At 58.7% G+C, this 12,434-nt stretch carries 10 protein-coding genes and 1 pseudogene; 8 read left to right on the top strand and 3 right to left on the bottom strand.

The window, feature by feature from the left end:
* Positions 1–186: 186 nt before the first annotated feature.
* From HPY55_07735 to HPY55_07725, 3 genes and pseudogenes are all read right to left on the bottom strand, one after another.
* Positions 187–285 (bottom strand): annotated as a pseudogene (locus HPY55_07735) (nucleotidyl transferase AbiEii/AbiGii toxin family protein).
* Positions 286–1,074: 789 nt separating this feature from the next.
* Positions 1,075–2,454 (bottom strand): aspartate aminotransferase family protein, encoded by a 1,380-nt coding sequence (locus HPY55_07730; protein NPV70516.1) that lies wholly within the window; start codon positions 2,452–2,454, stop codon positions 1,075–1,077.
* A gap of 373 nt (positions 2,455–2,827) precedes the next feature.
* Positions 2,828–3,238, bottom strand: coding sequence for a hypothetical protein (locus HPY55_07725; GenBank protein ID NPV70515.1), 411 nt, complete (start codon positions 3,236–3,238; stop codon positions 2,828–2,830).
* A 661-nt stretch (positions 3,239–3,899) separates the two neighbouring features.
* Here HPY55_07725 and HPY55_07720 point away from each other — a divergent pair.
* From HPY55_07720 to HPY55_07685, 8 genes are all read left to right on the top strand, one after another.
* A complete protein-coding gene (locus HPY55_07720) occupies positions 3,900–5,513 on the top strand; it encodes an ABC transporter substrate-binding protein (protein NPV70514.1) in 1,614 nt (537 codons plus the stop codon).
* Between the two features lie 111 nt (positions 5,514–5,624).
* Positions 5,625–6,515: an ABC transporter permease gene (locus tag HPY55_07715; protein ID NPV70513.1), complete on the top strand. Its 891-nt coding sequence runs from the start codon at positions 5,625–5,627 to the stop codon at positions 6,513–6,515.
* A gap of 10 nt (positions 6,516–6,525) precedes the next feature.
* Positions 6,526–7,422 carry an ABC transporter permease gene (locus tag HPY55_07710; protein NPV70512.1) on the top strand — a complete coding sequence of 299 codons (897 nt, stop codon included), beginning with the start codon at positions 6,526–6,528 and terminating at the stop codon, positions 7,420–7,422.
* Positions 7,423–7,447: 25 nt separating this feature from the next.
* Complete coding sequence (locus HPY55_07705) at positions 7,448–9,079, top strand: D-aminoacylase (protein ID NPV70511.1); 1,632 nt, start codon at positions 7,448–7,450, stop codon at positions 9,077–9,079.
* A gap of 22 nt (positions 9,080–9,101) precedes the next feature.
* Positions 9,102–10,073 (top strand): ABC transporter ATP-binding protein, encoded by a 972-nt coding sequence (locus tag HPY55_07700; protein NPV70510.1) that lies wholly within the window; start codon positions 9,102–9,104, stop codon positions 10,071–10,073.
* 8 nt (positions 10,074–10,081) lie between these two features.
* Positions 10,082–11,053 carry an ATP-binding cassette domain-containing protein gene (locus HPY55_07695; protein ID NPV70509.1) on the top strand — a complete coding sequence of 324 codons (972 nt, stop codon included), beginning with the start codon at positions 10,082–10,084 and terminating at the stop codon, positions 11,051–11,053.
* A gap of 256 nt (positions 11,054–11,309) precedes the next feature.
* The gene (locus HPY55_07690; protein ID NPV70508.1) at positions 11,310–11,894 is read left to right on the top strand and encodes a chromate transporter; all 585 of its coding nucleotides are present in this window, start codon (positions 11,310–11,312) and stop codon (positions 11,892–11,894) included.
* On the top strand, positions 11,866–12,429 hold the full coding sequence (locus HPY55_07685; protein ID NPV70507.1) for a chromate transporter: 564 nt from the start codon (positions 11,866–11,868) through the stop codon (positions 12,427–12,429). Before HPY55_07690 ends, HPY55_07685 begins: the two co-directional genes overlap by 29 nt.
* Positions 12,430–12,434: the final 5 nt, after the last annotated feature.

Below are 12,434 nucleotides of genomic sequence, written 5' to 3'. Positions count from 1 at the left end.
ATGGCGGGCCCCAGGAGGGCAGCCCTCAGCCGAGCCCTTACGAGCTGGCCGAATGCCTCATCCCTGCGGACCGATCTGACAACAGCCTAAACCTACATCACTACTCAGCGACTTTTTCAACAGTCCCTTAACTCCGGCGCTGACAGCGATGACCCCGGTTGCGATTGTCTCCTCTGCATCCCGGGGAAAGAAGTCCAGATCGTCCGACTTTCTGTGGCCCAACTGGAGGGCGAGACCGGTTCCACCCGCAAGGTAGAAAGAACTCACGAGCTGAGATTGGCCCAGCGTACGGCATACCTCGATGATGTCTCGGCTGAGCACCGTGCGTGGATCCATTTTCTTCCCTCCGGGAATAGTATATCCTGCTGCATGGGTGGTCACAAGCCGCGGCCATGGCCGCGTGCAGGCCGGGGATCGTAATACCGGTCTGAAGCGCGGGAAAGCTGGGATGTGAGCGTGGGCCAAGGCGCTTTGAGCAGCTACCGCTCTGCAAGTAGAAGTAAGTCCGCTTCGGAATCCGAACCTGGAGGCGGCCCATCGGGCCGCAAGGAGTTGCCTCTAGTCCGGCAGGTAGCGAGCGGGGATGATGCAGAACCAAAGGATCATGCGCGCTGCGCAACCATGTGGGTTGGTGGTTATCAAAGCGGGTCAGGCCAATCGGTTGTGGTTATCGAACCGTCTACATAATCGGCTTTCGACGGAGAAGAGGGGTTTTGTACAGAAAAGCCTGCGTCGAGGATTTCGAGGTGGCCAGCAATCCGCCGAAGGACTGAGAACCCTCAGTGACGGGGCTTTCAGGGTTCAGGCCGCATGCGGTTGCAGGGCACGACCCTGCGAATAGGGGACCGAATAGCACCCGTACACCCTGCTTTGACCTGTGGCGGTCGGCTGCAGAGGTTGACACGGTTGGGGGACCGGCAGGCATGGCGTGCGATTACTGGTTCCCCGACTCGGTCCTCAGGATATCCTGAATGCCCGGCCACCCTCGCGGCGATGATTGCTTGGGAGGGGCATCCTTGCCCCCCAGCGTACATGGGGTCTTTGAGGTGCAGGTCCACACTGGCCGAACTACAGTCACTCGCGGTGCGCTAGGCCGCTCAGCGTAGAGCGGCCGGTTGCGAGCGCGAGGCTGGCGAAGCTCGGGTGCTTTTCGAGGATATCACCAATGGCCGACGCCACGTGCTCAAGGTCTTCACGCGAGACGACCAGAGGTGGTTCCAGGCGTATGACGTTCGGATTGTTCAGCGTGTAGGCTGTGATAATCCTGTGCCGGTTCAGCATGAGCCCTGCCACCAGAGAGGCCGTATACTCCTCCTTGAATTGTTCGAGTGGACGGGCCGCGACTCTTTCCAGTACGCTGGCGGGTTCCTGTGCGAACTCGATCCCGACGAGCAGCCCACGGCCGCGCACCTCCTTGATTATTCGATGTCTGGAGGCGAGCGCACGGAGTTGCGTCATGAGGAATTCTCCCCTTTCGGCGGCGGTTCTCGGCAGGTTGTTCTCGATGATCGCCTGCAGGGCCGCGAGTCCGGCAGCCATGGCCCAGGTGTTCCCGCCGAAGGTCGAGGTGTGGAGCAGGCTCCTGTTCAGGCCGCCGTACGCGCGCCGCCACACTTCCGGAGTGGCTAGGGTGGCCCCGACGGGCATTATGCCGCCGCCGAGGGATTTGGCCAGGCACAGTATGTCGGGCTCGATGCTTTCATGCTCGCACGCAAAGAGCGTCCCTGTCCGGCCGAGCCCGGTCTGGACTTCGTCCACGATCAGCAGGGCGCCGGCTCGTGAGGTTATTTCCCGCGCCTTTGCCAGGTAACCGTCGGGAGGCACAACTACTCCGCCTTCCCCCTGAATGGGTTCAACGATGAACGCCCCGGCCCCCGTTCTCTTCAGTGCTTCCTGCAGGACATCGGCATCTCCATAAGGTACTGCCTCGCAGCCGGGCACGAGGGGCTCAAACGGCGCCTGGTACTTCTTTCTCCCCGTAACGGACAGGGCGCCGAGTGTCTTGCCGTGGAATGAACCGTGACAGTAGACTATCGCGGTCTTGCCTGTTGCGGCGCGGGCCAGCTTCAGCGCCCCTTCAACCGCTTCGGCGCCACTGTTGCAGAAGAAGCAGTGCTTCAGTCTGCCCGGTGCCACGCTCGCGAGGTTATGCGCCAGGGCTGCGGCCAGTGGGTTCAAAGATGCCTGGAGCAGGTTCGGCCTCGACCTTACCTTTTCGAGGGTCTCAAGCACCTGAGGAGGATTGTGGCCCAGATTCAGTGCTCCGTAGGCGCCGAGGCAGTCAAGGTACCTGTTTCCTTCGTGATCCCACATGTACTGGGCTTCGGCGCGGGTAAAGCGCTTGTCGAAGTCCAGGACCGTGAGCATGGTGACGAGTCCGGGATTCATATACTCGCTGCTCAGCCGCCGTATTTCGCCCCGGTTCATGTTGAGCGCCTGGTCAACGGTGATCATGCGCCTGGTTCTCCTCCTCCCGCAGGACTGGACAATGAGATTGTTCACTGAAACGGCCCCACATCCTTCAGTAGCGCGAGCTGTCGCATGAGCAAGCGAGTCATGCGAGGCTGATTTGGTGCTGCCAGGGCCGGTCAGCAAAGGTCCCCACTCGCACGCGATGGTGCGGGAGAATTCACGCTTGTTACGCAGGTTCGTTCAATCCAGGTTCAATCTAGAATGAAGGTGAGCGTGGGGCTTTGGGTTGCGGCTCAGGAGCAGTTCGGGCGCCGGGATATTTGCCCATCGAGACATTCGCCGAAGCAAGGCTTGGGAGAGGCCGTGGATCCGCTGCGTGGGTCGAGACAATACTCCTCAAGATACTTGCCACAGTTCAGCTGGCAGGGAGCGGGGTCGCGGTTGCAGGCGCCCTGCTCATTGTAGTTCCACTGGTGGTCCGGAGAGCACCGTCGGAAAACCCGCCGGCGCAAGGCTGACTGCCAGGCTTTTTGAGGCGCCGAACTCTCAGTTGATTGTCATGGCAACCATCGACCGGTGGACTACCCCCCTCAGGCGGTGTTCCCTTGCCTTTGTCGCTCTCTTTCCCGTACTTCTTGTCTTCGGCGGCATTTGTGTTATCGCATTCACGCAGGTACTCCTCTATCTCTTTCTTCAGATGCCCCTCTTCCTTCTTCATCCGGCGGTAACTCATCGCCGAGTGCTCGGACGCGTTCGCTTTCAGTTTCGTCCCGTCCACGGCCACATGCCTCAACTTGACCAGTCCCGCCCTTTCCGCGATCCTCACCGCCTGCAGGAAAAGATCCCCAAGCGCTTTGTGGTGCCTCCGCTTGAAAGCCGCTATCGTCCAGAAATCCGGCTGCTGGTTCGCGGCGGCAACAGATACGTCTGGTTCGGTTCATAGTCTCTGAATTTCTTCATGACCCATGTATTCGACGCCAAACCCTCAAAATCATGCGGAAATAGGGCAATTAGTCACACGGGCTGCTAGGTAAACAGCCACACCGCCGACTTCGATTACCTCCGCTGCAAAGCTGGAAGCAGCGCCCGGCGTGCGGTATTTAGCCGGGACAGTCGCCGATGAAGGCGATGAGGTCGGCCTGACGCCAGATCACACGACGCCTACCCGTACACCTGCCCCAGCAACATCAGGTGTGAAGCGCCGGTGTGCTCGGTCGGGCGGCGCCCCAGGTTATAGGAATAGATCGCAGGTATAGACAATTCGCAAAAAGCAGCAACCCGCAGGAATTGCCACTACCCGCATAGAATGGGGATTCCAGTAAGGTCGTCCGGAAGGGCGGCCAAATGAATCCGCTGGGTGGTACGGACCAGTTATGAACGGTCGTTTCGGAACGAGATGCTCTGGAGGTGATACGGCAGGTAGGCTGGCTCCTGGTTGGGGTGTGTAGTTGTCCCGGATCCAGACTAAACAAGGAGGGCGACAGCCTATGCGGAAGAATCTGACGGTGTTTGTAGGGTGTATGCTCGCGCTCAGCCTGATTGCGACGGGTTGCGCTACCGGCGGGAAGGAAACCAAGAGTGGCGCCCCCACCCAGGGTGCCCCGGCCCCGCAGGCTCCTCCACAGCAGGAGAAAGTACTGGTCATAGCCCAGTCGCGTGAAGGCGACAATCTCGACCACATCAAGACGTCCTGGACTACCGGCATCCACTTCCTCGTTTTCGACACTCTCGTGACCACAGACTGGGATATCAAGAACAAACCAGGTATCGCGGAATCATGGAAGGTTTCGGACGACGGGCGGATCTGGACTTTCAAAATCCGAAAGGGCATGAAGTTCCACGATGGGACCCCGGTCGACGCCAAAGCCGTAAAGTGGTTCTTCGACGCGGTGCTAGATCCGAAGTACAGTTCCCCGTCGGCTGTTGATTACAAGTACATGAAGAACAACAGGGTTGTCGACGATTACACCTTCGAGGTGACACTCTCCGAGTCGTTTCCGAACTTCATATCACCGCTTACCTCCAGCTATGCTGGGATCATCAGCGCCGAGAGCTATAGGAAATATGGCCCCGATGGCACCAAGGAGTATGGGACGGCCAAAGTTGTAGGTAGCGGCCCATTCAAGTTCGCTGAATGGGTTCCGAACGACCGGATGGTGCTGGTGAAGAACCCTGATTACACGTGGGGCCCTGATTGGGTATCCAACAAGGGGCCGGTCAGGGTCGACAAGGTTGTGTGGAGGACTATACCGGATTCATCCACGCAGGTGGCCGAGATGGAAGCGGGTAACGTGCACGTACTTCTCGAGGTCCCCATCGAAAGCGTGGACCGGCTCAGCAAGAACCCCAAGGTCGAGGTATTCAAGGGCCCCCACTTCGGGCTGGGCTATCTCGCGTTTGCCACCGACAAGAAACCGTTCACCGACGTGAGAGTCAGGAGGGCGCTTAACCTTGCGTTGAACCGTGAGGAGATCGTTCACGGAGTCTTCAGGGGCCTTGCCTTCCCCGCGTACGGCTACCTCCCCCCGCTGATGACGGAATACGTTGAAGATAAGAACGCGCACAGGTACGACGTGGAAGAGGCGAAGCAACTGCTGTCCAAGGCGGGTTATCCAAACGGCTTCAAGGCGACACTGGCGACGCAGAACAAGGCCGAACACGTCAGGCTCGCCGAGGTCATCAAGGCTCAGCTGGCTAAGATTGGGGTCACGACGGAGATCCAGGTCTACGATTCGGCCGGCTATGCCTCTTTCCTGAAACAAGGCAAGCAGGAGCTTTTCGTGAGGGAGTACAGTTACTCGGATGCCAACATCCTTCAGTGGTTCCTGGAGAGCGGGCAGTTCCCGTACCCGAACCACTCTCGCTGGCGTGACAAGACTACCGACAGGCTGATAAAAGAGGCGGAATCCGCTCCATCGTTGGATAATCGAACCGAGAAGTACAAGGGACTGCAGCGGCACCTCATCGACCAGGCAGTCTGGGCTCCGATCTGGGTACCCATGAAGATTCAGGCCGTTCGCTCGGATAAAGTGAAGAACTGGAGAATGTACCCGCAGACAATCTACAAGGTAGTACTCAACGACGTGGACCTTGTCCCGTAGTCAATGCCGGCCCGCATTCATGCGCAACTGCATGGAAAGCGGGCCGGCCACCTTCCTTCACAAAGGTAGCGGGTGGGGAACTTGAGGCAATACATAATCCGTAAGAGTCTGATGCTGATTCCGGAGATAATCGGGGTGACGCTCGCCGTCTTCCTGCTCATGCATCTGGCTCCGGGCGACCCGGTGGCCTTGATCGTGGGCGATCACGCCCCTCCCGAAGTCTACGAGCAGGTCCGCGCCGAATTCGGGCTGGACAAACCGCTCGTCGTGCAGTACTGGGTCTTCCTGAAGCATCTCTGTCGCCTGGACCTCGGGCGGTCTATCCTCATGAACAGGCCGGTGACTGAGGTTGTCGCCGGCGCCCTGCCAGTGACGTTGCAGCTCACATTGACCGGGCTGGTTGTGTCGTACCTGATAGGGGTTCCTGTAGGAATAGTCTCCGGTGTCAAAAGGGGCTCACTGTTCGACCAGGCGTCTATGTTCGGGGCGATCGCTTTCGCCTGCATGCCTTCTTTCTGGTTGGGCTCCTTGCTCATGCTCAGCCTGGGTGTGAGGTTCGCGTTCTTCCCGGTCTCGGGATACGGGAGCATACGACACATGATCCTACCTTCGGTCAGCCTGGGGCTCGGAGGGGCTGCGTTGACTGCCAGGATGATGAGGTCCTCCATACTGGACGTCATACGCATGGACTATGTCCAGACTGCCAGGGCCAAGGGACTGCCCGAGTCCGCGGTCGTGTACAAACATGCGTTGAGGAACGCGCTCATTCCCATGGTGACCCTCCTCGGTCTCCGGTTGGGGTGGTTAGTCGGCGGAGCCGTGAGCCTTGAAACGGTTTTCAGCGTACCGGGGATGGGGAGGTTCCTGGTAAACTCCATTCTCAATCGTGATTACCCGATGGTTCAAGGTATCATGCTTGTTCTCGCACTGTGTGTGGTGATCGGAAACTTCCTCGCAGACCTGCTGTATAGCCTGGTTGATCCACGCGTCGAGTTGAAGTAGGAGAGCTGATTTGGATATGACGCTTGCGGAGAGCGACAGGCACGATCTGGAACCAGAGGACCGGGAGGAACCCGCGTGGTTGTACCTCGTCCACGCCTTAAGGTCCCGGAAGTCCGGGCTGATCGGCTTGGTCGTGGTGACGGTATTCGTTACAATCGCGGTACTTGCCCCGTTCATCATGCCGCATCCATACGATGAGCCAAATCTCATGGGGACGCTTCAGCGTCCGTCAGGGGAGTACCCGCTGGGTACCGATGAGCTCGGCCGCTGCGTCCTGAGCAGGCTCATCTACGGAAGCAGGATTTCGCTTTCCGTGGGGCTGGTAGCCGTGGGGACGGGCCTGGCCATCGGCATGGTTGTGGGGTTGGTGGGTGGAGTCTTCGGCGGATGGATCGACCAGGGATGCATGATGGTCATCGATATCGCGTGGTCGTTCCCCACCGTACTGATGGCCATAGCGTTGGTTGCCGTGCTGAGACCGGGTCTTGCCGGCGCGATGATTGCTTTGGGGCTTGTGACCTGGCCTAGCTATGCGCGGGTCGTCAGGGGACAGGTGCTGGCCATAAAAGGATTACCCTTCGTTCTTTCAGCAAAGGCAAGCGGGTGTGGCCCACTTCGGTTGATCCTCAAGCACATATTACCTAACATCGTGTCTCCCGTGCTGGTGATGGCTTCCCTTGAGGTCGGAAACGCAATCATAGTGGAATCCACCTTGTCGTATCTGGGATTGGGGGTTCAGCCGCCCTACCCCAGCTGGGGAACCATGCTCAGTTCGGCCAAGAACTTCACTTACGACTATCCGACTCTCATGGTCTATCCAGGCGCCGCTATCATGATCGTCGTGCTCGGTTTCAATCTTTTCGGGGACGCCCTACGGGATGCATTGGATCCCAGGCTTCGCATTTAAAGGGTACCACGGGGGGAATCCACTGTTGTACGACCTGGCTATTGAAAACGTCACTATACTGGACGGGGGTGGCGGTCTTCCCTTCGTGGGGTGCATAGGCGTGTGCGGTGAAACGATCGCATCTGTCACTCATCGGAGTCGTTTCCGCGAGCCCGTTGCGCAAAAGGTGGACGGGAGCGGGCTCTACGCCGCGCCGGGTTTCATCGATCTTCATTCGCATTCGGATTTTTCGATTCGTGTGAACCCTCTTGCCTGTAGCAAGGTGCTACAGGGAGTGACGACGGAAGTGGTGGGCAATTGTGGCTTGACGGCGGCTCCTGTGAAGGAAGAGACGTTCTCAAGCCTCGTGGAGTACTTGACAAACACGGTCGCGATCTCCGAAAAGGAGAAGGCGTCGTGGCGATGGACGTCGATGATGGAGTACATGGAAGACTCCTTTTCCCGGGGGTCCAGTGTAAACATCGCGCCGCTCGTGGGGCAGGGGACCATAAGGGTCGCCGTGATGGGGTTCTCCGATTCCCCGCCTTCGCACGAGGAAACAGCCGAGATGCTGCGGTTGCTCACCAGCGAAATGCGGATGGGTTGCTTTGGGATGTCCACCGGGTTGCAGTACACCCCGAACTCCTACTGCGGGATTGAAGAGAGTTCAACGCTGTGTTCGGTCGTTCGCTCTTTCGGCGGCATGTATTCTACCCACATGCGGAGTGAGGGACGGGGATTGCTGGAATCGGTGAACGAGGTCTTGGAGGTTGCCAGGCGCAGCGGAGCCAGGCTTGAGATATCGCACGCGAAAGCCGCCGGGGAGGCCAATTGGGGGAAGAGCGCCGCCATGATAAGCCGTATCGAGCAGGAGACGCGAGGGGGCCTGGATGTCGCCTTCGACATATACCCCTATACGGCTTACGGTTCTTCGATCCTGGACTTCATCCCCCCGCCGTACCTGGGTGGCGGAGTCGCCAGGGCACTCGATCTCCTGAGGTCGGAGTCCATACGGCGTGAGGTGAGCCAGATGATACTCGACCCCGGTTCGGACTGGGAGAACCCGTACTCGGAGTCCGGGTGGGACCGGATCAGGATCACCTCCATCGGGGATCCCGAAGGGGTAAGGTTCGTGGGCAAGAACATCGCGGAAGTCGCGGCGTCCCTGGGTTTACCCGAAACCGAGGTGGTCGTCGACCTGATAACGCGCTTCCGCGGACGCGTCAAGCTCGTGGTTCACGCGATGGACGAAAACGAGATGAAGACAATGCTGATACACCCGAACGCCTCAATCGTGTCGGACGCCGGGGCCTACGATGAATCGCAGAGGTCCTCCTCGGGTCACCCGCATCCCAGGTCCTTCGGGGCCTTCGCACGCGCGCTTGGCCGTTACGTTCGGGAGCAGGGGGCGCTTTCGTGGCAGGAGGCAGTGAGAAAGATGACGAGCCTGCCGGCATCCCGCGCGGGAATACACGACAGGGGCCGGATAGGGGAGGGCATGAAAGCGGACCTCGTGCTCTTCGACCCGGAGCGAATCCGGGACTGCGCCAGTTTCGAGGACCCCTTTCACTACGCCGAAGGAGTAGTCCAGGTCCTGGTCAACGGCGTCGTCACAGTGAAAGAGGGAAAGCACACCGGGGCCAGGGCCGGGCGGTTGCTCAGACGAGACGCGCTTTGAGACAGGTCCCGAGGTGATTGCCGTGAGTGGGGAGCTTCTGAGAATAGAAGACCTTCGCACGTACTTCCAGACGTACCGGGGTACTGCGAAAGCCGTCGACGGTGTGGACCTCGATATCATGGAGGGAGAGACCGTAGGGCTGGTGGGGGAATCGGGGTGCGGGAAAAGCATAACGGCGCTCAGTGTGATGCGTCTGGTTGCGATCCCGCCCGGGCGGATAGTCTCCGGACGGGTGATCTTCAAGGGCAGAGACGTTCTTGGGGAACCTGAGGAAGAAATGAGGAAAGTCAGGGGTAACCAGATATCGATGGTGTTCCAGGAGCCCATGACATCCCTGAACCCGGTGTTTACGATCAGGAGCCAGCTGTGCGAAGTACTGACCATGCACCGTGGAATGAAGGGAAAGGAAGCGACGGACTCCGCCGAACACATGCTATCTCTCGTAGGCATAGCCGATCCGCGCAGGGTGTTGTCGGAGTTTCCGCACCAGCTCTCCGGCGGGATGCGACAGCGGGTCATGATCGCGATGGCCCTATCCTGTAACCCGAGCCTGCTCATTGCCGACGAACCTACAACCGCTTTGGACGTAACGATCCAGGCTCAGATCCTGGAACTGATGGGTCAACTGAAAAGCACCATATCGATGGCCATCTTGCTCATCACCCACGACCTGGGTGTCGTCTACGAAATGGCGCAGAGAGTGGTAGTCATGTACGCGGGCCAGGTAGTGGAAGAAGGCCCCAGGGATGGCATTTTCGAAAACCCCCTGCACCCCTATACCGCCGGTCTCCTCAAATCGCTTCCGGGCGGCGATAACGCGCGCGGGCGGCTCCACGTCATCAAGGGAAACGTACCCGACGCTCTGAGGATGCCGTCAGGATGCAGATTCCATCCGAGGTGCCCGCGATCGAGCGAAAGATGCGAGAGGGACGTTCCGGAGCTGAGGGGAGCCGGTGATTACGAGGTGAGAAAGGTCAGGTGCTGGAACCTGTGATAGCCTCGATGCACGGGGAACTGATGTCCGTCTCCGGCCTGAAGAAGTGGTTCCCGGTGAAAAAAGGAATGTTGAAGCGGACGACCAGCTACGTCAAAGCCGTCGACGGGATCGATGTGTCAATACCTGGCGGCGCCACGCTTGGCCTTGTGGGTGAGTCCGGTTCGGGCAAGACTACGGCGGGCCTTGCGATCCTTCGCTTGATCGAGCCCACCGGCGGAGAAGTGTGGTTCAAGGGCAAGAATGCGTTGACGCTTGCCGGCAGGGATCTTCTCTCGTTTCGAAGGGAAGTCCAGATCGTGTTCCAGGACCCCTATTCATCGTTGAATCCCCGTATGACCGTGTTCGAAGCAGTGAGAGAGCCGCTGGATATCCGGAAAGAGGAGCCGCCGAAGGCGCGAAACGATTGGATCAGAGAACTCTTTAACCTGGTCGGCCTCAGCCCCAAATCAATGTCGAAATACCCACACGAGCTATCCGGAGGCCAGCGGCAACGGGTATGCATAGCCAGGGCGCTGGCTTCAAGACCTGCGTTTGTAGTCTGCGATGAACCGGTGTCCGCCCTGGACGTATCCATCCGTAGCCAGATCCTCAACCTGCTTGAAGACTTGCAGGACAAGTTGGGCTTGACGTACCTGTTCATATCGCACGACCTCTCCGTGGTAAGGCACGTGTGCGATGGGGCCGCGGTGATGTACCTGGGGCGGATTGTCGAGCATGCGGGGAAGGAGGAGATCTTCTCCGTTCCTTTGCACCCGTACACCAAGGCCCTGCTTTCTGCCATACCCACTGTGGGCTCGCGGCTCATACGGCAACGGATCATCCTGAGTGGGGAGTTGCCCAGCCCTATGAACGTACCGCCGGGTTGCCGGTTTCACCCGCGCTGCTACGAGAAGATCGGGCCGTGCTGCGAAAAGGAGCAACCTCCAACCGTCCTCGTCGGCCCGGGCCATACCGTCACGTGTCACCGTTATGCCTGAAACGTGCGGGCTTTGCGTCCAGATGGGTCGCCGGGGGTGATTGTAACGTGCGTCCTGTGATCGGGGTCAGCTGTGCGTGGAGCGTCGAAACCTGGGGGAAGGAGGTCAGGAAGGCCTCTCACCATAAGAAGGGAAGGTCGACCCGGCATTATGGACGGTGGTATAATAATTTCATTCTTCTTCGGGAGGCGGACCTACGAACACAACTCAATCGTCTTTTGACAGGAGAACTCACGCAGAGTACCCCGCGGCATCCCTGTTCAGCATCTTCTGGAGCTTCTTCAAGATCGGCGCTGTTACCTTTGGCGGGGGATGGGCCATGGTTCCCGTTATTCGAAAGGAATTAGTCGACTGCCGCAAGTGGGTCGAGGACTCCGAATTCGTCGATATGCTGGCAATAGCTCAGAGCAGCCCTGGGCCCATAGCAATAAACACGGCTGTGATCAGTGGTTTCAAGATCCGGGGTGTCAGGGGAGCGCTGGTTGCGACACTGGGTTCAAGTCTTCCTTCTTTCTTGGCGATACTGCTTGTCGCCACCTTTTTCCTGCGGTTCAAGGAGTCTCGGGCGGTGGAGGCCGTCTTCAAGGGCATGCGCCCTGCAATCTTCGGGCTGCTTGTGGCTGCGGTGTGGCAGATAGGAACCGGGTCGGTAAAAGACAAAGTGGATATCACGTTCCTGGCGATAGCTGCGGCCTTGCTCCTGCTCCTCAAGATAAGCCCCATCGTGGTTGTCCTGATCGCAGGTGCCGGGGGGCTCATTACAGGACGTCTTCGGAGAATGGGCCGGCTGAAGTCCGCGGACGGGCAGCAGGATGGGGCTCAGAACAAAGTCGATTACTGACGGGTGGATCGCGAACATGTACATAAAGCTCCTTGTTTCATTCATGAAAATCGGCGCCTTCAGTTTTGGCGGAGGATATGCCATGATCCCGCTGATATCCCGGGAGATCGTTGAAACCAGGGGATGGCTAAGCATGCCCGAATTCATAGATGTCATCGCCATCTCGCAGGGAACACCTGGACCGATAGCGATCAACGCGGCCACGTATGTGGGATACAAAGTGGGCGGAGTCGCTGGGTCAGCACTGGCCACGGCGGGAGTCGTTTTCCCGTCTTTCATCATCCTCATCATCCTGGGAATGCTGTTCCTCAGGTTTCGCGAGGTCGGTTTTGTCAAGGACATGTTCTCAGGTATACGTCCTACAGTGGTGGCTCTTATCGCAGCTGCCGCTTTTTCGGTCGCCTCGACATCAGTCACAGGGGTGGTTCCAGCAATCGTCTCCGGAGCAGTTATTATCGGAATACTGAAGTTCCGGCTGGACCCAGTCCTGCTTCTGATCGCCTCAGGAGTGATGGGGTTCTTCTTATACGGGTAATGGTG

The organism is Bacillota bacterium (assembly GCA_013178305.1).
Classification (GTDB): Bacteria; Bacillota; Sulfobacillia; order JABLXB01; family JABLXB01; genus JABLXB01.
Note: the sequence above shows the minus strand (reverse complement) of the source record. Positions and strands in the feature narration are given on the sequence as shown.

Bases quoted from the DNA above. Each gene is read 5' to 3' on its own strand.
- HPY55_07720 (NPV70514.1), top strand. From the start codon at position 3,900: ATGCGGAAGAATCTGACGGTGTTTGTAGGGTGTATGCTCGCGCTCAGC.
- HPY55_07685 (NPV70507.1), top strand. From the start codon at position 11,866: ATGGGGCTCAGAACAAAGTCGATTACTGACGGGTGGATCGCGAACATG.
- HPY55_07695 (NPV70509.1), top strand. From the start codon at position 10,082: ATGCACGGGGAACTGATGTCCGTCTCCGGCCTGAAGAAGTGGTTCCCG.
- HPY55_07715 (NPV70513.1), top strand. From the start codon at position 5,625: ATGCTGATTCCGGAGATAATCGGGGTGACGCTCGCCGTCTTCCTGCTC.
- HPY55_07730 (NPV70516.1), bottom strand. From the start codon at position 2,454: ATGATCACCGTTGACCAGGCGCTCAACATGAACCGGGGCGAAATACGG.